Origin of the sequence: Streptomyces sp. NPDC093089 (genome assembly GCF_044754405.1) — a bacterium.
GTDB lineage: Bacteria > Actinomycetota > Actinomycetes > Streptomycetales > Streptomycetaceae > Streptomyces.
The window spans coordinates 319058-341140 of the sequence record NZ_JBIVPA010000004.1 but is presented as its reverse complement, the minus strand read 5'-3'; the positions used below and the strand labels follow the sequence as shown (position 1 = coordinate 341140).

Here is a 22083-nt window from a genome sequence, read left to right as displayed (position 1 = left end):
GCTACACGCGGTACCGGCGGATTCCAGGAATCAGCCACAAGGAGACCGAACCGTGAAGAGCGCCGTGGAGACCCTGAACCCGACCCGGGTTCGGCTCACTGTCGAGGTGCCCTTCGAGGAGCTCAAGGACAGCCTCGACGCGGCGTACAAGAAGATCAACCAGCAGGTCACGGTCAAGGGCTTCCGCAAGGGCAAGATCCCGGCTCGCGTGATCGACCAGCGGTTCGGCCGCGGCGCCGTGCTGGAGGAGGCCGTCAACGACGCGCTCCCGAAGTTCTACACCGAGGCCGTCAACGAGGCCGAGGTCAACCCGCTGGGCCAGCCCGAGGTCGACATCACGGAGCTGAAGGACGGCGAGCTGCTGGCCTTCACCGCCGAGGTCGACATCCGCCCGACGATCGAGATCCCGGACTACTCCGGCATCGAGGTCACCGTCGACGCGGTCGAGGTCACCGACGAGGACGTCGAGAAGTCCGTGGAGCAGCTCCGCGAGCGCTTCGCCTCGACCTCCCCGGTCGAGCGCGCCGCCCAGGACGGCGACGTCGTCACCATCGACCTGGAGGCCAAGGTCGACGGCGAGGTGCTGCCCGACGGCGTCGCCTCCGACGTCTCGTACACCATCGGTTCCGGCGAGCTCCTCGACGGCATCGACGAGGCCGTCAAGGGCCTGGAGGCCGGTGGCGAGGCCACCTTCACCTCGCAGCTGAAGGGCGGCTCCGCCGAGGGCAAGGACGCGGAGGTCACCGTCAAGGTCACCACCGTCGCCGCCCGTGAGCTCCCCGAGCTGGACGACGAGTTCGCGCAGATGGCGTCGGAGTTCGACACCCTCGACGAGCTGAAGGCCGACAGCCGCAAGCGCCTCGAGAACATGAAGCAGTTCGACCAGGCCACCCAGGCCCAGGAGCGCGTCCTCGACGAGCTCCTCAAGCTGGTCGAGGTCCCGATGCCCGAGAAGCTTCTCGAGGACGAGATCAACACCCGCAAGCACAACCTGGAGCACCACCAGCTCGGCCAGATGGGCCTCGACCTCGCGAAGTACCTGGAGATCCAGGGCAAGACCGAGGAAGAGTTCCTGGCCGAGACCAAGGAGCAGGCCGAGAAGGGCATCAAGACGCAGTTCATCCTCGATGAGCTCGTCAACAAGGAGAAGCTCGACGTCTCCCGCGAGGAGCTCACCGAGCACCTGTTCCGCCGTGCCGCCTCCTCCGGCATGAGCCCCGACCAGTTCGCCCAGGCCGTGGCCCAGGGCGGCCAGGTGCCGATGCTCGTCGGCGAGGTCGCCCGCGGCAAGGCCCTCGCGGTCGTCGTCGAGGCCGCCAAGGTCGTCGACACCAACGGCGAGGTCGTCGACCTCTCGGACGACGAGGACGAGGTCGAGACCGCCGCCGAGGCCGTCGAGGCCGTCACCGGCGAGACCGAGGTCTCCGAGGACAAGTAAGCGGCTCCGCGCCCCGGCGCGGAACCCCGTCCCACGGGCCCGTACGCACTGCTGTGCGTACGGGCCCGTGGACGTACCAGGACCCCGTTACACGTCCCCAACTACCTTGCGCTCCCAGCGAACAGTTCGGGAACCGGGATGGCGTTGTCCCACCTGCGCGTTAGGGTCCATGAATACGAGGGCAGTGCCCTCTGAACGAGACGCTGAGACGGCCTGGGCCGTCGGAGACGAGCAGGTGGATACGTGACGAATCTGAAGCCTTACGCCGCGGGTGAGCCGTCCATCGGTGGCGGCCTCGGCGACCATGTCTACAACCGGCTCCTCGGCGAGCGCATCGTCTTCCTCGGCCAGCAGGTCGACGACGAGATCGCCAACAAGATCACCGCCCAGATGCTCCTCCTGGCCGCCGAGCCGGAGAAGGACATCTTCCTGTACATCAACAGCCCCGGCGGCTCGGTGACGGCCGGCATGGCCGTCTACGACACCATGCAGTTCATCCCGAACGACGTCGTCACCATCGGTATGGGCATGGCGGCCTCCATGGGCCAGTTCCTGCTCACCGCCGGCGCCCCCGGCAAGCGCTTCGCGCTGCCGAACACCGACATCCTGATGCACCAGGGCTCCGCCGGCATCGGCGGTACGGCCTCCGACATCAAGATCCAGGCCGAGTACCTCCTTCGCACGAAGAAGCGCATGGCCGAGATCACCGCGCAGCACTCCGGCCAGACCGTCGAGACGATCATCCGCGACGGCGACCGCGACCGCTGGTTCACCGCGGAGGAGGCCAAGGAGTACGGCCTCATCGACGACATCATCACGCACGCCGCGGGTGTTCCGGGCGGCGGCGGCACGGGCGCCTGAGCGCCGGCCGCCGAAGAGCCCCCTCCCCCCCCGCCGAACGCCACCAGGACGGTGAACACCCCGATGCTTAACAACCTCTCCGCGAGCGGCCTCTACACCGGCGCGCCGATGGACAACCGCTACGTCGTGCCGCGCTTCGTCGAGCGCACCTCGCAGGGCATCCGCGAGTACGACCCGTACGCGAAGCTCTTCGAGGAGCGCGTGATCTTCCTCGGCGTGCAGATCGACGACGCCTCCGCCAACGACGTCATGGCGCAGCTGCTGTGCCTGGAGTCGATGGACCCGGACCGCGACATCTCGATCTACATCAACAGCCCCGGTGGCTCCTTCACCGCGCTGACGGCCATCTACGACACGATGCAGTTCGTGAAGCCGGACATCCAGACGGTCTGCATGGGCCAGGCGGCCTCCGCCGCGGCCGTGCTGCTCGCCGCCGGTACGCCCGGCAAGCGGATGGCCCTGCCGAACGCCCGCGTGCTGATCCACCAGCCCTCCGGCGGCACCGGCCGTGAGCAGCTCTCCGACCTGGAGATCGCGGCCAACGAGATCCTGCGCATGCGCAGCCAGCTCGAGGAGATGCTGGCCAAGCACTCCTCGACGCCGATCGAGAAGATCCGCGACGACATCGAGCGTGACAAGATCCTGACCGCCGAGGACGCCCTGGCGTACGGCCTGGTCGACCAGATCGTCTCGACCCGCAAGAGCACGGCCTCCGCGGCGCACTGACGCCCGACCTTCCCCTGGCACGGTCCGCGTGGCCGAATCGCGACCATGTGAACCGTGCCAAGGGGGGCCCGAACGAGGGGCCCGGCAAGGTACCGTCGAATATGAGGCACCAGGAGTCGCTGAACCAAGCACTCCCAGGCGAAGGGGAAGCACCTCGTGGCACGCATCGGTGATGGCGGCGACCTGCTCAAGTGCTCGTTCTGCGGAAAGAGCCAGAAGCAGGTGAAGAAGCTCATCGCGGGACCCGGTGTGTACATCTGCGACGAGTGCATCGACCTCTGCAACGAGATCATCGAGGAAGAACTCGCGGAGACGAGCGAGGTGCGCTGGGAGGAACTCCCGAAGCCCCGCGAGATCTACGAGTTCCTCGAGGGGTACGTCGTCGGGCAGGAGCCCGCGAAGAAGGCCCTCTCGGTCGCGGTGTACAACCACTACAAGCGCGTCCAGGCCGGCGAGAACGGCGGCGCGCAGGGCCGGGACGACGCCATCGAACTGGCGAAGTCCAACATTCTGCTGCTCGGCCCCACGGGCTCGGGGAAGACGCTGCTCGCGCAGACCCTGGCCCGGATGCTCAACGTCCCGTTCGCCATCGCCGACGCGACGGCGCTGACGGAGGCCGGCTACGTCGGCGAGGACGTCGAGAACATCCTGCTCAAGCTGATCCAGGCGGCCGACTACGACGTCAAGAAGGCCGAGACCGGGATCATCTACATCGACGAGATCGACAAGGTCGCCCGTAAGAGCGAAAACCCGTCGATCACGCGTGACGTCTCCGGCGAGGGCGTGCAGCAGGCCCTGCTGAAGATCCTGGAGGGCACCACCGCCTCCGTACCGCCGCAGGGCGGCCGGAAGCACCCGCACCAGGAGTTCATCCAGATCGACACGACGAACGTGCTCTTCATCGTGGGCGGCGCCTTCGCCGGCCTCGAGAAGATCATCGAGTCGCGGGCGGGCGCCAAGGGCATCGGCTTCGGGGCGACCATCCGCTCCAAGCGCGAGATCGAGGCGAGCGACCAGTTCCAGGAGGTCATGCCGGAGGACCTGGTGAAGTTCGGGATGATCCCGGAGTTCATCGGCCGCCTCCCCGTCCTCACCTCGGTCCACAACCTGGACCGCGAGGCGCTCCTCCAGATCCTCGTCGAGCCGCGCAACGCACTGGTCAAGCAGTACCAGCGCCTCTTCGAACTCGACGGCGTGGAGCTGGACTTCGACCGCCCGGCCCTGGAGGCCATCGCCGACCAGGCGATCCTCCGCGGCACCGGCGCGCGCGGCCTGCGCGCGATCATGGAGGAAGTCCTCCAGTCGGTCATGTACGAGGTCCCGTCCCGCAAGGACGTGGCCCGCGTCGTCATCACGGCCGACGTCGTCCGCAACAACGTCAACCCGACGCTGGTCCCGCGGATCGTGAAGAACGACGGCAGGCACGAGAAGTCGGCCTGACACCGATCGCACATGAGTGAGGGGGTCCCGCCCGAAGGCGGGACCCCCTCACTCATGTCCGGTCAGCCGGTCAGGACTTGACGCGGACCTCCTTGCGGAGCTTGGCCGTGATGCCGGCGGCCTCCTCGCCGGTGGCGCCCTTGCCGGTCATCATGGCGGACATGTCGACCGGGACCACGAAGCCCACGGTGCTGTGGTCGGCCCACACGCACATCGTGACGGTGAACGTGGGCATGCCGGTGGACGCGTCGCCCTTGCCCTTGGCCTGCTGGCACTTGAGGACCGCGCCGTCGAGGCCGTCCGGCTCGTACGCCTGCGGGCTGCCCTCCAGCTGCGGGGCGTCGGGCTTGCCGGCGCTCTTGTCGGCCTCGGCCTTGGCGCTGGCGAAGACGGCGTCGACGACCTCCTCGGGGTCGGCGATCTCGCCGTAGAGACCGCTGAAGGAGATCATCTTGCTGGCGAGCGGGTTGGCCTTGTTCTCCACCTGGTAGGAGGCCTTGACCTTCTTGGCGTTCTTGACGCCGTTCTTCTCGGCCTCCGCCAGCGAGTCGTCCCCGGAGGAGGAACCGCCCTTGTCGGGAACCTTCTTGTACTCGCCGAGGACCGTCTCCGGGGTGATCAGCTTGTGCGGGCCGTCGTCGGCGACGGAGGAACCGCCCCCGCCGAGCAGGAAGTACGCGCCCACGCCGATCGCCGTGACGACCGCGACGGCGCCGATGACCCAGCCGGCCTTGGACTTCTTGGGAGCCGGGGGGTGGGGCACGTAGCCGCCGGGGCCCTGGGGGGCGCCGTACGGGGGCTGCTGGCCGTAGGGTCCGGGCTGCTGCTGCGGGTAGCCGTAGGGCTGCTGCTGCGGCGGGACGCCCTGCGGGGCCTGCTGGGGGTACCCGTAACCGGGCTGGGGAGCCTGCGGCTGGCCGTACGGGCCGGGCTGCTGGCCGTAGGGGCCCGGCTGGCCGCCGTAGGGCCCGGGCTGCTGGGGCGGCTGGCCGCCGTACGGGCCCGGCTGGTTGTAGCTCATCGACAGGTTCCCCTCACAGGATGTTTATGCCTACCGAACATCCTGGCGGAACCGGCGGCGTGGAAGTGCGGCGGGGCCCACACCGTTACCGAACCAAAGCGTTTCAGGACACGGCCGAGACACCCCTAAACTGGGCCCGTGACCGAGAACACTCAGCAGCAGACAGCGCCCACGACCGAACTGCCGACCCAGTACGCGCCGGCCGAGGTAGAGGGGCCGCTGTACGAGCGCTGGGTAGAGCGCGGGTACTTCGAGGCGGACGCGAAGAGCGAGAAGCCGCCGTACACGATCGTCATCCCGCCGCCGAACGTCACCGGTTCGCTCCACCTGGGCCACGCCTTCGAGCACACGCTGATCGACGCCCTCACCCGCCGCAAGCGCATGCAGGGCTTCGAGACGCTGTGGCAGCCCGGCATGGACCACGCCGGCATCGCCACCCAGAACGTCGTCGAGCGCGAGCTCGCCAAGGAGGGCAAGTCCCGCCACGACCTGGGCCGCGAGGCGTTCGTCGAGCGCGTCTGGCAGTGGAAGGCCGAGTCCGGCGGCCAGATCTCGGGCCAGATGAAGCGCCTGGGTGACGGCGTCGCCTGGTCCCGCGAGCGCTTCACCATGGACGAGGGCCTGTCCCAGGCCGTCCAGACCATCTTCAAGAAGCTCTACGACGACGAGCTGATCTACCGCGCCGAGCGCATCATCAACTGGTGCCCGCGCTGTCTGACGGCCATCTCCGACATCGAGGTCGAGTACCAGGACGACGAGGGCGAGCTCGTCTCCATCCGCTACGGCGAGGGGGACGACTCGCTGGTCGTCGCCACCACCCGCGCCGAGACGATGCTCGGTGACACGGCCGTCGCCGTCCACCCCGACGACGAGCGGTACAAGCACCTGGTCGGCAAGCAGATCAAGCTGCCGCTGACCGACCGCTCGATCCCGGTCGTCGCCGACACCCACGTCGACCCCGAGTTCGGCACCGGCGCCGTCAAGGTGACCCCGGCGCACGACCCGAACGACTTCGAGATCGGCCAGCGCCACAACCTGCCGAACCTCGCCGTCATGGACGAGCGCGCCGTCATCACGGCCCACGGCCCCTTCCAGGGCCTGGACCGCCTGGAGGCCCGCTCCGCCATCGTCGCCGCGCTGCGCGCCGAGGGCCGGATCGTCGCCGAGAAGCGTCCGTACACCCACTCCGTCGGCCACTGCTCGCGCTGCAAGACCACCATCGAGCCGCGCCTGTCGATGCAGTGGTGGGTCAAGGTCGGCCCGCTCGCGAAGGCCGCCGGTGACGCGGTCCGCGACGGCAAGGTCAAGATCCACCCGCAGGAGATGGAGAAGCGCTACTTCGACTGGGTCGACAACCTGCACGACTGGTGCATCTCGCGCCAGCTGTGGTGGGGCCACCGCATCCCGGTCTGGTACGGCCCGAACGGCGAGGTCGTCTGCGTCGGACCGGACGAGCAGCCGCCGACGGGCGAGGGCTGGCACCAGGACACGGACGTCCTGGACACCTGGTTCTCCTCCGGCCTGTGGCCGTTCTCCACGCTCGGCTGGCCCGAGCAGACGGAGAGCCTGGCGAAGTTCTACCCGAACTCCGTCCTGGTCACCGGCTACGACATCCTCTTCTTCTGGGTCGCCCGGATGATGATGTTCGGTCTGTACGCGATGGACGGCACCCCGCCGTTCCACACCATCGCTCTGCACGGCATGGTCCGTGACCAGAACGGCAAGAAGATGTCGAAGTCCTTTGGCAACGTGGTCAACCCGCTGGACTGGATGGACGAGTACGGCTCCGACGCCGTCCGCTTCACCCTGGCCAACGGCGCCAACCCGGGCGTCGACGTCCCGATCGGCGAGGACTGGGTCAAGGCGTCCCGCAACTTCGCCAACAAGATCTGGAACGCGACCCGCTTCGCGCTCATGAACGGCGCGACCATCGAGGGCGAACTGCCCCCGGTCGAGCAGCTGTCCGCCACCGACCGCTGGATCCTCTCGCGCCTCAACGCGACCGTGGCCCAGGTCGACGCGTACTACGAGGACTACCAGTTCGCGAAGCTCAGCGACGCGCTGTACCACTTCGCGTGGGACGAGGTCTTCGACTGGTACGTCGAGCTGTCGAAGACGACGTTCTTCGCCGGCGGCGAGCAGGCCAAGGTCTCCGGCCGGGTCCTCGGCGAGGTCCTCGACGTCATGCTGCGGCTGCTGCACCCGATCGTCCCGTTCGTCACCGAGGCCCTCTGGACCACGCTGACCGGGGGCGAGTCCCTCGTGATCGCCGACTGGCCGAAGGACTCGGGCTTCCGGGACGAGGCCGCCGAGGCGGAGATCGAGAACCTCCAGCAGGTCGTCACCGAGGTCCGCCGCTTCCGCGCCGACCAGGGCCTCCAGCCCGGCCAGAAGGTCCCGGCCCGCCTGGAGCTCGGCGGCACCGCGCTCGCCGCGCACGAGGCCGCCATCCGCCAGCTGCTGCGCCTCCAGCCGGAGGGCGAGGGCTTCTCCGCCACCGCCTCCCTGCCGATCGGCGGCGCGACCGTCGCGCTCGACCTCTCGGGCACGATCGACGTGGCCGCCGAGCGCAAGCGCCTCGCGAAGGACCTCGCGGCCGCCGAGAAGGAGAAGGCCCAGGCCGAGGCCAAGCTCGGGAACGAGGCCTTCCTGGCCAAGGCCCCGGACAACGTCGTGGACAAGATCAAGGGCCGCCTCGCCAAGGCGGACGAGGACATCGCCCGCATCCAGACCCAGCTGGCGAACCTGCCGCAGGCCTGACGCGTACGAAGGAAGGGCCCGGAACCGGTCACGGTTCCGGGCCCTTCCCGCATCCCTGAGACCCCGTCAAACCGGACGAAGTGGCCGATCTCACGGCAGACGGGACTTCCGGTCCACGGCGCCGGGACGAAGGACCCTGGATGATGGAGGGCATGCTCCGCCTCCCCGCCGTCCCCGCGCTCCGCCGTTGCGTGGACCGGTGGGCGGTCTCGCCCCGCGCCCTCGACGTCGTCGCCGCGCTCAGCGCCTTCGGCCTGATGGTCCTGGACGTGCCGGGGCTCGCCCGCTCCGACAACTCCCTCACCGGCGTCACCGCCACCCTGGTCCTCGCGGCCGGCGCCGCCACCCTGGTGCTCAGGCGGCGGCTGCCGTGGGTGCCGTACGTCGTCGCGCTCGGCCTGTTGGGTTGGCTGCACGAACTGACCATGATCCAGTTCGCGCTGTACTCGATCGGCCGGTTCCGGGGGCGGCGCGCCGCGATCGTCGCGACCCTGCTGTACGTCGCCGTGGCGTACGGGCTCTACCTGACGCCCGGCTGGCCCGCCGAGCACGGCGACACCCTCAGCGACTTCCTCAGCCTGGTCGTGCCCATCGGCGTCCTCGCGGCCGGCGTCGGCATCGCCGCCTACCGCCAGGACCTCGTCCGCGCCCTGGAGGTCCAGCGCCGCGAGGCCGCCGCCCGGCAGGCCGTCCAGGAGGAGCGGATCTCCGTCGGCCGCGACGTCCACGACCTCGTCGGCCGCGAACTCACCGTCCTCGCGGTGCGGGCCGAGGTCCTCGCCGTACGGGCCACGGGAGAGGACCACCAGAAGGACTTCGAGGAGCTCGCGGACACCGCCCGCCGCGCCCACCTCATGCTCAACGAGACGATCGTGCGCCGCGCCGACCGGGACGCCGCCACCCCCGGCCTCGAAGGGCTCGCCGCGCTCGCCGTGGAGAGCGAGCGGATGGGCGGCGCCGTCGACCTGACGGTCGCCGAGGAGGCCAAGGCGCTGTCGCCGCTCCGGCAGGCGGCCGTCCACCGGGTCGTCCGCGAGTGCCTGACGAACGCCGCCAAGCACGCGCCCGGCCTCCCGGTGACGGTCGCGATCACGGTCGCGGGGCCCGACCTGCGGATCGAGGTCCGCAACCCGCTGCCCGCCACCCCGCCCGCCCCGTCCCCCGTCTCCACCGGCACCGGCCTGCTCTCCATGGAGGAGCGCGTCACCAGCATGGGCGGCACCCTCGGGGCCCGCCGCGAGGACGGCACCTACACGGTCACGGCCCTGCTCCCGACGGGCCTCGGCGGCCGGTAGCCGCCCGCTACGGGCCCCGCCCGCCGGCGATGAGCATGGACCCACCGTTCCTCTGGACCGGGCGGGAGCGGACCCACTCAGCCGCACGCCCCGAACGGCCCAGGACGCCGCATGCCCGAAGGCCGATCGCACGAACGAGCCGAGCCACCTCTGAGCGCTCCCGGGACAACCCGGCGGCGCCCCCTCCGTAGACTGGCACCGTGAGCGAGCCGAGCGACCCGAATGACCAGTTCGACGACATCGTCGACACCGAGACGAACCGCGACCCCGACCTGGCGGTGATCGAGGCCGGCAGCCGTACCCTGCGCACGCAGGGCGGCCCGCCGCAGGGCGACCCCGTACCCGGCCGTCCCGAGGACCCGGAGCTCGACAAGGCGCTCCGCGAGGTCGAGACCGAACTGTCCACCCGCTGGGGCGAGACCAAGCTGGAGCCCTCGGTCAAGCGGATCGCGGCCCTGATGGACGTCCTCGGCGAGCCGCAGCGCGCGTACCCCTCGATCCACATCACCGGCACCAACGGCAAGACGTCGACGGCCCGCATGATCGAGGCCCTGCTCGGCGCCTTCGAGCTGCGCACCGGGCGGTACACCTCGCCGCACGTGCAGACCATCACCGAGCGGATCAGCCTGGACGGCGCCCCGATCTCCGCCGAGCGGTTCGTCGAGACGTACCAGGACGTCAAGCCGTACGTGGAGCTGGTCGACGCCCGCGAGGAGTACCGGCTCTCCTTCTTCGAGGTCCTCACCGGAATGGCGTACGCGGCCTTCGCGGACGCCCCGGTCGACGTGGCCGTCGTCGAGGTCGGCATGGGCGGCACCTGGGACGCGACGAACGTCATCGACGGCTCCGTCGCCGTCGTCACCCCGATCGACCTGGACCACACCGACCGGCTCGGCGGGACGACCGGCGAGATCGCCGGCGAGAAGTCCGGGATCATCAAGCAGGGCGCGACCGTGATCCTGGCCCAGCAGCCGGTGGACGCGGCCCAGGTCCTGCTGAAGAAGGCCGTCGAGGCCGACGCCACCGTCGCCCGCGAGGGCATGGAGTTCGGCATCGTCTCCCGCGAGGTCGCGGTCGGCGGCCAGCTCCTCACCCTGCGCGGACTCGGCGGCGAGTACGACAACGTCTTCCTGCCGCTGCACGGCGCCTACCAGGCGCACAACGCGGCGGTGGCGCTCGCGGCGGTCGAGGCCTTCTTCGGCATCGGCGCCGAGCACGCCAGGACCCTGGACGTGGACACGGTCCGCCGGGCCTTCGCCCAGGTGGCCTCGCCCGGCCGCCTGGAGATCGTCCGCTCCTCCCCGACGGTCATCCTGGACGCCGCGCACAACCCGCACGGCGCGCGCGCCACGGCTGAGGGCATCAGCGAGGCCTTCGGCTTCTCCCGGCTCATCGGCGTGGTCTCCACCAGCGGCGACAAGGACGCCAAGGGGCTCCTTGAGGCCTTCGAGCCGATCTTCGCGGAGGTCGTGATCACGGCGAACTCCACGCCGCGGGCCACCGACGTGGACGCGCTGGCCGCGACCGCGGTCGAGGTCTTCGGCGAGGACCGGGTCGTCGTGGAGCCGCGGCTCGACGACGCCATCGAGGCCGCCATCACCCTTGCGGAGGAAGAGGCCGAGTACGGCGGTGCGGGCGTCCTCGTCACCGGTTCGATCTTCACGGTCGGCGACGCCCGACTGCTGCTGCGGAGGGGCTGATCCGATGCGTACGCTCTGTTCCTCGACGCTCATCGGCGAGTTCTTCGTCATCGGCTTCGCCGGGCTCGTCGCCATGAAGGACGACGGCCTCGCGATGTCCACCGTCTGGTGGGTCTGCGGTGTCGCGATGGTCTTCTCGGTGCTGCTGTGCGGGATGGTCACCCGTCCCGGCGGCGTGCAGCTCGGCTGGGCCCTGCAGATCGGCCTGGTCCTCAGCGGCTTCTTCGTCCCCACCATGTTCTTCCTGGGCGCGGTCTTCGCCGGCCTGTGGTGGGCCTCCGTTCACTACGGGCGACGGATCGACGACATCAAGGCGCGCTGGGCCGAGGCTCAGGCCGCGGGGGCCTCGGCAGGGCCTGACGCTGCGTAATCGAAGCACGTGCGGGACCTGTAGCCTCGGAGGTCCCGCACACCGCTTTCCCGAAGGAGTCACCCCGTGAGCCAGCGCACGCTCGTCCTGCTCAAGCCCGACGCCGTCCGCCGTGGCCTGATCGGCGAGATCATCGGCCGTATCGAGCGCAAGGCCGGCTGGACCCTGGCGGCCCTGGAGCTGCGCGAGCTGGACCAGGAGACCCTTGAGCAGCACTACGGCGAGCACAAGGGCAAGCCGTTCTACGAGCCGCTGATGGGCTTCATGTCCTCCGGCCCGGTCGTGGCGCTCGTCGTCGAGGGCGAGCGGGTCATCGAGGGTGTCCGGCAGCTCGCCGGCCCGACCGACCCGATCGCCGCCGCCCCCGGTTCCATCCGCGGCGACTTCGGCACCATCGTCCGGGAGAACCTGATCCACGCCTCGGATTCCGAGGAGTCGGCGCTCCGCGAGCTGAAGATCTTCTTCCCCGGCCTCGTCTGATCTGACCCGGAGTCAGCCAAACGAAGCACCCTGTGGGGCGACCGAAGGAATTTCGGTCGCCCCCAGGCATATGAACGCCAATCCCGGGAACGGATCGCCGCGTCCTGCCGTCACCACGTACAGGGGTGGACCAACGCGCGGCATCCGCGCGGGCGGCACTACGATGGAAAACTCCATCGCCGCACCACTCTCAGCCATGGGAAATCAAGGGGAACTCAATGTCGTTCATCGGCCGTGACATGGCTGTCGACCTCGGGACCGCCAACACGCTGGTGTACGTCAGGGGTCGGGGCATCGTTCTGAACGAGCCGTCCGTCGTCGCGATCAACACCAACACCGGCGGCATCCTCGCGGTCGGCGCGGAAGCGAAGAAGATGATCGGCCGGACCCCCGGCAACATCGTCGCCGTCCGCCCGCTCAAGGACGGCGTCATCGCCGACTTCGAGATCACCGAGCGGATGCTCCGCTACTTCATCCTGAAGATCCACAAGCGCCGCTACCTGGCCCGCCCCCGCGTCGTCGTCTGCGTGCCCTCCGGCATCACCGGAGTGGAGCGCCGCGCCGTCATCGAGGCGTCGACCCAGGCCGGCGCCCGCCAGGTGCACATCATCGAGGAGCCCATGGCGGCGGCCATCGGCTCGGGCCTCCCCGTCCACGAGGCCACCGGCAACATGGTCGTCGACATCGGCGGCGGCACCACCGAGGTCGCCGTCATCTCCCTCGGCGGAATCGTCACGGCACAGTCGATCCGGGTCGCCGGCGACGAGCTCGACAACGCGATCATCCAGCACGTCAAGAAGGAGTACTCGCTCCTCCTCGGTGAGCGGACCGCCGAGCAGATCAAGATCACCATCGGTTCGGCGTACGACCTCGACAAGGACGAGCACACCGAGATCCGCGGCCGCGACCTCGTCTCCGGTCTGCCCAAGACCGTGGTCATCTCCGCCGCCGAGGTCCGCAAGGCCATCGAGGAGCCGGTCAACGCCATCGTCGACGCGGTGAAGACCACCCTCGACAAGTGCCCGCCGGAGCTCTCCGGTGACGTCATGGACCGCGGCATCGTTCTCACCGGTGGAGGCGCCCTGCTGCGCGGCCTCGACGAGCGGCTCCGCCGCGAGACCGGCATGCCGATCCACATCGCCGAGGACCCGCTGGACTCGGTGGCGCTCGGCTCCGGCAAGTGCGTCGAGGAGTTCGAGGCCCTCCAGCAGGTCCTGGACGCCCAGCCGCGCCGCTGACCGCGGCACCCGCAGTACCCGTAGTCGTACAACCGAACACCCGAACCACGAGGAAAGGCACGGCCGCCGCACGTGAGGGACACACGAGAGAGCCGGCTGCTCCTGGTGCTGCTGATCGCCATCGCGTTCGCACTGATCACGGTGGACATCCGCGGCGGCCAGGAGTCACCCGTCGACGGTGCCCGACAGGCCGCGGCCGCGGTCTTCGGGCCCGTCGAGAACGGCGTGGCGGCGGCCGTCGATCCGATCGGCAACGCCATAGGCGCCGTCAGGGACTCCGGGGAGCGGCACACCCGGATCGCCGCCCTGGAGAAGGAGAACGCCGAGCTCAAGGCCGAGCTCGGCAGCGACGACCGCAACCGCAACCGGCTCCGCGAGCTCGACACCATGCTCAAGACCGCCGGCGCCGGGCAGTACGGCATCAAGGGCGCCCAGGTCATCGCCATAGGAGCGGCCCAGGGCTTCTCCTGGACCGTCACCATCGACGTCGGCGCCCGCGACGGCATCCAGCGCGACATGACCGTGCTCAACGGCTCCGGACTCGTCGGCCGCGTCACCACCGTCGGCCCCTCCACCTCCACGGTCCTCCTCGCCAACGACCCCGACTTCACCGTCGGCACCCGCATGGAGAAGTCGGACGAACTCGGCTTCGCCACCGGCCAGGGCAACAGCCCCCTCCTGGTCCAGCTCCTCAACGGCAAGGCCAAGGTCAAGCCCGGCGACCGGCTCGTCACCTTCGGCTCGCGCGCCGACAAGCCCTTCGTGCCCGGCGTGCCGGTCGGCGAGGTCGTCCGCGTCGACCCCGCGGGCGGCGGCCTGACCCGCAACATCTACGTCCGCCCGTACGTCGGCTTCACCAAGCTCGACATCGTCGGCGTCGTCGTCCAGGCCCCCCGCTCGGACCCCCGCGACATGGTCCTGCCGCAGAAGCCGAAGCCCGCGCCGACCGTCACCGTCACGGTCACCCCGCCGCCACCGGACGGACAGCAGGCCGCCGACGGCACACCACAGGGGCAGAAGCCGAACCAGAACCAGCAGGCAACGCAGGACCAGGGGGACGCGACACCGTGAAGTTCAACCGCATCCTCCTCTCCACCACCCTGGTCGTGGTCGCCCTGGTCGTCCAGGTCTCCGTCCTCTCCCGCCTCCAACTCCCCGGCGCCGTCCCCGACCTCGTCCTCCTCACCGTCGTCGGCCTCGCCCTCGTCTACGGACCCGTCAGCGGCTCCCTCATCGGCTTCACCGCGGGACTGCTCTCCGACCTGGCCCCGCCCGCCGACCACGCCGCCGGCCGCTACGCCCTCGTGCTCTGCGTCATCGGCTACCTGGTCGGCCTCGCCCGCCCCGACAACGGCCGACTGACCTCCGCGACCGGCCCCATGGCGGTCGTCGTCGCCGCGGCCGTCGGCTCCACCCTGCTCTACGCCGGCGTCGGCGCCCTCGTCGGCGACACCGCCGCCCGCCATGTCGGCCTCGGGTTCCTGCTGTTCACCGCAGCCGTCTACGACCTGCTCCTCGCGCCGTTCACGGTGCCGCTCATCATGGCGCTGGCCAGACGGGCCGAGAACGATCCGCTCGCCGACGCCGGCGGGGGCAACGGCGCCGACGTCGCGTCCGGCTGGCTCTCCTCAGGCACCGGCCTGCGGATCGGCAACCAGCGCGGCGGCCTGCGCGTGAAGGCCGCCCGCAGCCGCGCCTCACGGGCCGGACGCATCAAGGGAGTCAAGCGACTGTGACCGAGGGGGCACCGGCAGTATGAGCAACATCCCCGAGACCGGGCGGACCCCGCGGGTCCAGATCCGTCTCGTCGTCATCCAGATCCTGGTCTTCTCGCTGCTGCTCACCCTGGGGGGCCGCCTCTGGTACCTCCAGATCCGCAACGGCAAGGAGTACACCGACGAGGCGAAGAACAACCACGTCCAGCAGGTCGTCCAGCCCGCCGTCCGCGGCTCGCTCCTCGACGCCCGCGGCGTGCCGCTCGCCGACAACGAGACCCGCCTCGTGGTCTCCGCGTCCCGCACCGAGCTGATGAAGATGAAGGACCGGGGCAGGACCGTCCTGACCCGGCTCGCCGACGTCCTCGACATGAAGCCCGACGACGTCATCAACAAGATCAGGCTCTGCGACTCCAAGACGCCCAAGCCCTGCTGGAACGGTTCGCCCTACCAGCCGATCCCGGTCACCGACGAGGCCACCACCCAGCAGGCCCTCCAGATCCGGGAACGCGCCGAGGACTTCCCCGGCATCACCGCCGAACCCACCGCCGTCCGCCGCTACCCGGCCCCCGGCAAGGCCCGCACCTCCCAGGTCCTCGGCTACCTCTCGCCCGTCACCGACGCCGAGATCGAGAAGGCCAAGGACACCGACTCGCCCTTCCTCCGCTCCGACCAGGTCGGCCGCTCCGGCCTGGAGCGCACCTACGACAAGGAACTGCGCGGCAAGGCCGGCGTCACCCGCTACGAGGTCGACAACCTCGGCCGCGTCATCGGCCAGGCCAAGAGCGACCCCGCCGTGCCCGGCTCCAACGTCGTCACCTCCATCGACGCCCGCGTGCAGGCGGTCGCCGAATGGGAGCTGCACAACGCGATGGTCGAGGCCCGCAAGGTCCACGACCGGAACACCAACGAGAACTACAAGGCCGACGCCGGTGCCGTCGTCGTCATGGAGACGAAGACCGGCCGGATCGTCGCCATGGCCTCGCAGCCCGACTACGACCCCAACGCCTGGGTCGGCGGCATCTCCGCCAAGGACTACGCGGCCCTCACCGGCAAGAACTCCAACTTCCCGCTGCTCAACCGGGCGATCCAGGGACAGGCCGCCCCCGGCTCCATCTTCAAGGTCATCCCGACGGCCGCCGCCGTCAACGCCGGATACGAGTTCAACGGGCGCTACCCGTGCCCCTCCTCGTACTCCATCGGCGGCCAGGTCTTCAAGAACTTCGAGTCCCAGGGCCACGGCTCCATCACCCTCGGCCAGGCCCTCGAGGTCTCCTGCGACACCGTCTACTACGCCCTGTCCCACCAGCAGTGGCTCAACGACGGCGGCATGAAGCCGAAGAAGGACGCCAAGGACTGGTTCTACAAGACGGCCCACCAGTTCGGCCTCGGCGCCGAGACCGGCATCGACCTCCCCAACGAGGTCACCGGCCGCGTCCCCGACCGGAAGTGGAAGCAGAACTTCTGGGCGGCCAACAAGGACTACTGGTGCAAGATCGGCAAGCGCGGCGGCACCTACGTGCAGCAGCTCTCGTACGAGAACTGCCTCGAAGGCAACCTCATGCGCGCCGGTGACTCCGTCAACTACTCCATCGGACAGGGCGACACCCTCGTCACCCCCATCCAGATGGCCACCATCTACGCCGCCATCGCCAACGGCGGCACCCTGTGGAACCCCACCGTCGGCAAGGCGATCGTCAGCCCCGACGGCAAGAAGGTCACCGAGATCAAGCCCAAGTCCCACGGCAAGCTCCCCATGGACGCCAAGACCCAGGCGTTGATAGAGGAGGCGCTCGCGGGAGTCGCCACCCGCGGTACGGCCGCCTGGAGGTTCGGCGGCTGGCCGCAGGACAAGATCCCGATGCACGCCAAGACGGGCACCGCGGAGGTCTACGGCAAGCAGACGACCTCCTGGTTCGCCACGTACACCAAGGACTACTCGATCGTCATGACGATCTCCCAGGGCGGTACGGGCTCCGGCGCCTCGGGCCCCGCCGTGCGCAACATCTACGACGCGCTCTACGGACTCGACGACTCCGGCAACCAGGACCTCAAGCGCGCCCTGCTGCCGCAGCCGCAGAAGGCGCTGCCGAAGATCGAGGCCGACGGCTCCATCGACGCCCCGAAGATCGGGCCGTACGACCCCGAAGCCCAGAAGGTCGACCCGAACGCGCCCCCGAAGGCACCGGACGGCACCAAGAAGCCGGACGACGACCCGGCACTCGCGGGCCCGCCCGCCGCCTGGAGGGACTGAGACCATGACAGCGCCCCACGGCTTCTCCGTCTCCCGGTACGCACCCGAGCGCGGGACCCTCGCCAAGCTGGCGGCCCGCGACTCGGTGCTCCGCCGGCTCGACTGGCCGATCCTGCTCTCGGCGCTCGCGCTCTCCGGCATCGGATCCCTGCTCGTCTGGTCCGCCACCCGCGGCCGCACCGAGCTCAACAACGGCGACCCGTACTACTTCCTCTTCCGGCACGTCCTCAACACCGGCATCGGCCTCGCCCTGATGATCGGCACGATCTGGCTCGGCCACCGCACCCTGCGCGGCGCGGTGCCGATCCTCTACACCGTCTCGATCGTGCTGATCCTCGCCGTCCTCACCCCGCTCGGCGCCACCATCAACGGCGCCCACGCGTGGATCGTCGTCGGCGGCGGCTTCTCCCTCCAGCCCAGCGAGTTCGTGAAGATCACGATCATCCTGGTCATGGCGATGCTGCTCGCCGCGAAGGTCGACGCCGGCGACCAGCTCCACCCCGACCACCGCACCGTCGCCAAGTCCCTCGCCCTCGCGGCCCTGCCCATGGCCATCGTCATGCTGATGCCCGACCTCGGCTCGGTCATGGTCATGGCCGTCATCGTGCTCGGCGTGCTCCTCGCCTCCGGCGCCTCCAACCGGTGGGTCCTCGGCCTGATCGGCGCGGGCGTCCTCGGCGCGGTCCTCGTCACCGCGCTCGGCATGCTCGACGAGTACCAGATCAACCGCTTCGCCGCCTTCGCCAACCCCGACCTCGACCCCGCCGGCGTCGGCTACAACACCAACCAGGCGCGGATCGCCATCGGCTCCGGCGGCCTCCTCGGCTCCGGCCTCTTCAAGGGCTCCCAGACCACCGGCCAGTTCGTCCCCGAACAGCAGACCGACTTCGTCTTCACGGTCGCGGGGGAGGAGCTCGGCTTCGTCGGCGCCGGACTGATCCTCGTCCTCCTCGGCGTCATCCTCTGGCGCTCCTGCCGGATCGCCCGCGAGACCACCGAGCTCTACGGCACCGTCGTCGCGGCCGGCATCATCGCCTGGTTCGCCTTCCAGTCCTTCGAGAACATCGGCATGACCCTCGGCATCATGCCGGTCGCCGGCCTGCCGCTGCCGTTCGTCTCGTACGGCGGCTCGTCCATGTTCGCCGTCTGGGTGGCGATCGGGCTGCTGCAATCGATCCGCGTCCAACGCCCGATGACGGCCTGACGGCGACTAGATTCGAGGTATGGCCGAGACGAAGCGCGAGATCGAGCGGAAGTACGAAGCCACCGGGGAGACCCCGGTACCGGACCTCACCAAGGTCCCCGGGGTCTCCGAGGTCGCGGACCGGGGCCTCGTGGAACTGGACGCCGTCTACTACGACACGCCCGACCTCCGTCTGGCGGCCGACGGACTCACCCTCCGTCGGCGCACCGGAGGGAGCGACGCCGGCTGGCACGCGAAGTTCCCCGTCGCCGCGGGAGTGCGCGACGAACTCAGGGCCCCGCTGACCGACACCCTGCCGCACGAGCTCGCGGAGCTCCTGCGCTCCCGGGTGCGCCACGGCGAGGTCGTCCCCGTCGTCCGCCTCCGCTCCTCGCGCGACGTCCGCCATCTGCTCGCCGCGGACGGCACCCTCCTCGCCGAACTCTCCGTCGACACCGTCCGCGCCGAACGGCTGCCCGGAGGACCGGAGACCACCTGGACCGAGATCGAGGTGGAACTCGCGGACGACGTCGACCCGGTCCTCCTCGACGCCGTCGGGAAACGCCTCCGGAAGGCGGACATCCTCCCCTCCGCGTCCCCGTCCAAGCTCGCCCGCGCCCTCGCGGAGACCGGAGCGGAACCCGAGGCGGCCCCCACCCCGGCGAAACGCGGCACCGCCGGCGCCGCCGTCCTCGCCTACGCGCGGGAACAGGTCGACGCGATCGTCGCGCTCGACCCCGCCGTGCGGCGCGACCTGCCCGACGCCGTCCACCAGCTGCGGGTCGCCTGCCGCCGCCTGCGCAGCGCCTTCAAGTCCTACCGCCAGGTCCTCGACCGGGACGTCACCGACCCCGTCGGCGACGAGCTGAAGTGGCTCGCCGGGGAGCTCGGCGTCGCCCGGGACCAGGAGGTCCTCGACGCCCGGCTCAGCGCCCGCGTCGAGGAGCTGCCCCCCGACCTCACCCTCGGCCCCGTCAAGGCCCGGCTGCGCCGCAGGGACGCCGCCCTCGCCGTGAACGCCCGGCGCCGGGCCCTCGCCGCCCTCGACTCCGACCGCTACCTCGCCCTCCTCGACACCGCCGAAGCGCTCCTCGCCGCTCCGCCGCTGCGCAAGGCCGCCCGCCGCGACGCCCGCGCGGTCCTCGCCCGCGCCGTGCGCAAGGAGCACCGCCGCCTCGGCGGCAGGATCGACCGCGCCCTCGCCCTGACCCCCGGCCACGAGCGCGACCTGGCCCTGCACGAGGCCCGCAAGGCCGCCAAACGCGCCCGCTACGCCGCCGACGCGGCCCGCCCCACCCTCGGCAAGCCCGCCAAGCGGCTCGCGAAACGCGTCAAGGCCGTCCAGTCCCTCCTCGGCGAACACCAGGACGCCGTCGTCGCCCGCGCCGCCCTCCGCGAATTCGGGATCATGGCTCACGGAGTCGGCGAATCGGCTTTCACCTGGGGACTTCTGTACGGCCGCGAGGAGGCGGCGGCCGACGCGGCCGAGCGCGAGCTGCCCCGGGTCTGGGCCCGGGCATCGGCCCGCGGACTTCGCGCGGATCTGACCCGCTGAGCACCGGGGTACGCTTGAGAGTCGCCCCCCTGCCAGCTCACGAAGGTTCGAGATGTCTGCTGCCGAGTCTGTCTTCCCGCAGCTCGAAGCTCTGCTCCCGCACGTGCAGAAGCCGATTCAGTACGTCGGTGGAGAGCTGAACTCCACGGTCAAGCCCTGGGAGTCCGCCGACGTCCGCTGGGCGCTGATGTACCCGGACGCGTACGAGGTCGGCCTGCCCAACCAGGGCGTCATGATCCTGTACGAGGTGCTGAACGAGCGCGAGGGCGTCCTCGCCGAGCGCACCTACAGCGTGTGGCCGGACCTCGAGGAGCTGATGCGGGAGCACGGCGTACCGCAGTTCACGGTCGACTCGCACCGCCCGGTGAGCGCCTTCGACGTCTTCGGCCTGAGCTTCTCCACCGAGCTCGGCTACACGAACATGCTCACCGCCCTCGACCTGGCCGGCATCCCGCTGGAGGCCAAGGACCGGACCGTCGACCACCCGATCGTGCTCGCCGGCGGCCACGCCGCCTTCAACCCCGAGCCGATCGCGGACTTCATCGACGCGGCGATCATCGGCGACGGCGAGCAGGCCGTCCTCGACATGACCGAGATCATCCGCGCGTGGAAGGCGGAGGGCCGGCCGGGCGGGCGCGAGGAGGTCCTCTTCCGCCTCGCGAAGACCGGCTCGGTCTACGTCCCGGGCTTCTACGACGTCGAGTACCTGCCGGACGGCCGCATCGGCCGCGTCGTGCCGAACAGGTCCGGCGTGCCGTGGCGCGTCTCCAAGCACACCGTCATGGACCTCGACGAGTGGCCGTACCCGAAGCAGCCCCTCGTGCCGCTCGCGGAGACCGTCCACGAGCGCATGTCGGTCGAGATCTTCCGCGGCTGCACCCGCGGCTGCCGCTTCTGCCAGGCCGGCATGATCACGCGCCCCGTGCGGGAGCGAAGCATCACCGGCATCGGCGAGATGGTCGAGAAGGGTCTCAAGGCGACCGGCTTCGAGGAGGTCGGCCTCCTGTCGCTCTCCTCCGCGGACCACAGCGAGATCGGCGAGATCGCGAAGGGCCTGGCCGACCGCTACACGGACGACAAGGTCGGCCTCTCCCTGCCCTCGACCCGCGTGGACGCCTTCAACGTCGACCTCGCCAACGAGCTGACCAGGAACGGCCGTCGCTCCGGTCTCACCTTCGCCCCCGAGGGCGGCTCCGAGCGCATGCGCAAGGTCATCAACAAGATGGTCTCGGAGGAGGACCTGATCCGGACCGTCTCCACCGCGTACGGCAACGGCTGGCGCCAGGTGAAGCTGTACTTCATGTGCGGCCTGCCGACGGAGACCGACGAGGACGTCCTCCAGATCGCCGACATGGCGATGAACGTGATCGCCGAGGGCCGCAAGGTCTCCGGCCAGAACGACATCCGCTGCACCGTCTCCATCGGCGGCTTCGTCCCCAAGCCGCACACCCCCTTCCAGTGGGCCCCGCAGCTCTCCGCCGAGGAGACCGACGAGCGCCTGCGGAAGCTCCGCGACAAGATCCGCGGCGACAAGAAGTACGGCCGCTCCATCGGCTTCCGCTACCACGACGGCAAGCCCGGCATCGTCGAGGGCCTCCTCTCCCGCGGCGACCGCCGCATCGGCGCCGTCATCCGCGCGGTCTACGAGGACGGCGGCCGCTTCGACGGCTGGCGCGAGCACTTCTCGTACGACCGCTGGATGGCCTGCGCCGAGAAGACCCTCCCCGACTTCGGGGTCGACGTCGCCTGGTACACCACCCGCGAGCGGACCTACGAGGAGGTCCTCCCCTGGGACCACCTGGACTCCGGTCTCGACAAGGACTGGCTCTGGGAGGACTGGCAGGACTCGCTCGACGAGACCGAGGTCGAGGACTGCCGCTGGACCCCGTGCTTCGACTGCGGCGTCTGCCCGCAGATGGACACCCACATCCAGATCGGCCCCACCGGCAAGAAGCTGCTGCCGCTGTCGGTCGTCAAGTAGTCCGATCGGGTAACGCTCCGGCGACGGCCCGGCGCGAGGGGAAACCCTCCGCCGGGCCGTCGCGTC

Annotated in this window: 17 protein-coding genes; 16 read left to right on the top strand and 1 reads right to left on the bottom strand. The window is 70.0% G+C overall.

Going from position 1 to position 22083, the window contains the following annotated elements:
• Window positions 1-52: 52 nt before the first annotated feature.
• The 4 genes from tig to clpX all read left to right on the top strand — a co-directional run bounded on the left by tig (window position 53) and on the right by clpX (window position 4465).
• Window positions 53-1438, top strand: coding sequence for a trigger factor (gene tig / locus ACIQFX_RS11560; RefSeq protein WP_017239322.1), 1386 nt, complete (start codon window positions 53-55; stop codon window positions 1436-1438).
• Between the two features lie 243 nt (window positions 1439-1681).
• Window positions 1682-2299: an ATP-dependent Clp protease proteolytic subunit gene (locus ACIQFX_RS11555; protein WP_362572549.1), complete on the top strand. Its 618-nt coding sequence runs from the start codon at window positions 1682-1684 to the stop codon at window positions 2297-2299.
• Between the two features lie 63 nt (window positions 2300-2362).
• A complete protein-coding gene (locus tag ACIQFX_RS11550; protein WP_362572546.1) occupies window positions 2363-3025 on the top strand; it encodes an ATP-dependent Clp protease proteolytic subunit in 663 nt (220 codons plus the stop codon).
• Window positions 3026-3181: 156 nt separating this feature from the next.
• Window positions 3182-4465, top strand: a complete 1284-nt coding sequence (gene clpX / locus ACIQFX_RS11545) for an ATP-dependent Clp protease ATP-binding subunit ClpX (protein ID WP_015033605.1) — start codon at window positions 3182-3184, stop codon at window positions 4463-4465.
• Between the two features lie 70 nt (window positions 4466-4535).
• Here the strand turns inward: clpX and ACIQFX_RS11540 are convergent, their stop codons facing one another.
• A complete protein-coding gene (locus ACIQFX_RS11540; RefSeq protein ID WP_402461161.1) occupies window positions 4536-5486 on the bottom strand; it encodes a hypothetical protein in 951 nt (316 codons plus the stop codon).
• A gap of 138 nt (window positions 5487-5624) precedes the next feature.
• Between ACIQFX_RS11540 and ACIQFX_RS11535 the strand changes: the two genes are divergently transcribed.
• The 12 genes from ACIQFX_RS11535 (at window position 5625) to ACIQFX_RS11480 (ending at window position 22017) form a co-directional block, all read left to right on the top strand.
• Window positions 5625-8246 carry a valine--tRNA ligase gene (locus tag ACIQFX_RS11535; RefSeq protein ID WP_402461159.1) on the top strand — a complete coding sequence of 874 codons (2622 nt, stop codon included), beginning with the start codon at window positions 5625-5627 and terminating at the stop codon, window positions 8244-8246.
• Between the two features lie 152 nt (window positions 8247-8398).
• Window positions 8399-9541, top strand: coding sequence for a sensor histidine kinase (locus tag ACIQFX_RS11530; protein WP_402461157.1), 1143 nt, complete (start codon window positions 8399-8401; stop codon window positions 9539-9541).
• 200 nt (window positions 9542-9741) lie between these two features.
• Window positions 9742-11241: a bifunctional folylpolyglutamate synthase/dihydrofolate synthase gene (locus ACIQFX_RS11525; protein ID WP_402461155.1), complete on the top strand. Its 1500-nt coding sequence runs from the start codon at window positions 9742-9744 to the stop codon at window positions 11239-11241.
• Window positions 11242-11245: 4 nt separating this feature from the next.
• Complete coding sequence (locus tag ACIQFX_RS11520; RefSeq protein WP_402461154.1) at window positions 11246-11611, top strand: DUF4233 domain-containing protein; 366 nt, start codon at window positions 11246-11248, stop codon at window positions 11609-11611.
• A 66-nt stretch (window positions 11612-11677) separates the two neighbouring features.
• The gene (ndk, locus tag ACIQFX_RS11515; RefSeq protein ID WP_015033594.1) at window positions 11678-12091 is read left to right on the top strand and encodes a nucleoside-diphosphate kinase; all 414 of its coding nucleotides are present in this window, start codon (window positions 11678-11680) and stop codon (window positions 12089-12091) included.
• 218 nt (window positions 12092-12309) lie between these two features.
• Entirely contained in the window at window positions 12310-13329 is a 1020-nt protein-coding gene (locus tag ACIQFX_RS11510; RefSeq protein WP_402461152.1) for a rod shape-determining protein, read from the top strand.
• Between the two features lie 72 nt (window positions 13330-13401).
• On the top strand, window positions 13402-14400 hold the full coding sequence (gene mreC, locus ACIQFX_RS11505) for a rod shape-determining protein MreC (protein WP_402461151.1): 999 nt from the start codon (window positions 13402-13404) through the stop codon (window positions 14398-14400).
• Entirely contained in the window at window positions 14397-15065 is a 669-nt protein-coding gene (mreD, locus tag ACIQFX_RS11500) for a rod shape-determining protein MreD (protein ID WP_402461149.1), read from the top strand. The genes mreC and mreD overlap by 4 nt, the downstream gene beginning before the upstream one ends.
• 19 nt (window positions 15066-15084) lie before the next feature.
• Window positions 15085-17298 (top strand): penicillin-binding protein 2, encoded by a 2214-nt coding sequence (mrdA, locus tag ACIQFX_RS11495; protein WP_402461147.1) that lies wholly within the window; start codon window positions 15085-15087, stop codon window positions 17296-17298.
• 4 nt (window positions 17299-17302) lie between these two features.
• Window positions 17303-18502, top strand: coding sequence for a rod shape-determining protein RodA (rodA, locus tag ACIQFX_RS11490; RefSeq protein ID WP_402461145.1), 1200 nt, complete (start codon window positions 17303-17305; stop codon window positions 18500-18502).
• A gap of 19 nt (window positions 18503-18521) precedes the next feature.
• Entirely contained in the window at window positions 18522-20036 is a 1515-nt protein-coding gene (locus ACIQFX_RS11485; RefSeq protein WP_402461143.1) for a CHAD domain-containing protein, read from the top strand.
• Between the two features lie 52 nt (window positions 20037-20088).
• Window positions 20089-22017, top strand: a complete 1929-nt coding sequence (locus ACIQFX_RS11480) for a TIGR03960 family B12-binding radical SAM protein (RefSeq protein WP_402461142.1) — start codon at window positions 20089-20091, stop codon at window positions 22015-22017.
• Window positions 22018-22083 lie beyond the last annotated feature (66 nt).

Excerpts from the sequence above, each read along its gene's own strand:
- ACIQFX_RS11550 (WP_362572546.1), top strand. The coding sequence starts at position 2,363 with ATGCTTAACAACCTCTCCGCGAGCGGCCTCTACACCGGCGCGCCGATG.
- ACIQFX_RS11540 (WP_402461161.1), bottom strand. The coding sequence starts at position 5,486 with ATGAGCTACAACCAGCCGGGCCCGTACGGCGGCCAGCCGCCCCAGCAG.
- ACIQFX_RS11530 (WP_402461157.1), top strand. The coding sequence starts at position 8,399 with ATGCTCCGCCTCCCCGCCGTCCCCGCGCTCCGCCGTTGCGTGGACCGG.
- ACIQFX_RS11520 (WP_402461154.1), top strand. The coding sequence starts at position 11,246 with ATGCGTACGCTCTGTTCCTCGACGCTCATCGGCGAGTTCTTCGTCATC.
- ACIQFX_RS11510 (WP_402461152.1), top strand. The coding sequence starts at position 12,310 with ATGTCGTTCATCGGCCGTGACATGGCTGTCGACCTCGGGACCGCCAAC.
- mrdA (WP_402461147.1), top strand. The coding sequence starts at position 15,085 with ATGAGCAACATCCCCGAGACCGGGCGGACCCCGCGGGTCCAGATCCGT.
- rodA (WP_402461145.1), top strand. The coding sequence starts at position 17,303 with ATGACAGCGCCCCACGGCTTCTCCGTCTCCCGGTACGCACCCGAGCGC.
- ACIQFX_RS11485 (WP_402461143.1), top strand. The coding sequence starts at position 18,522 with ATGGCCGAGACGAAGCGCGAGATCGAGCGGAAGTACGAAGCCACCGGG.
- ACIQFX_RS11480 (WP_402461142.1), top strand. The coding sequence starts at position 20,089 with ATGTCTGCTGCCGAGTCTGTCTTCCCGCAGCTCGAAGCTCTGCTCCCG.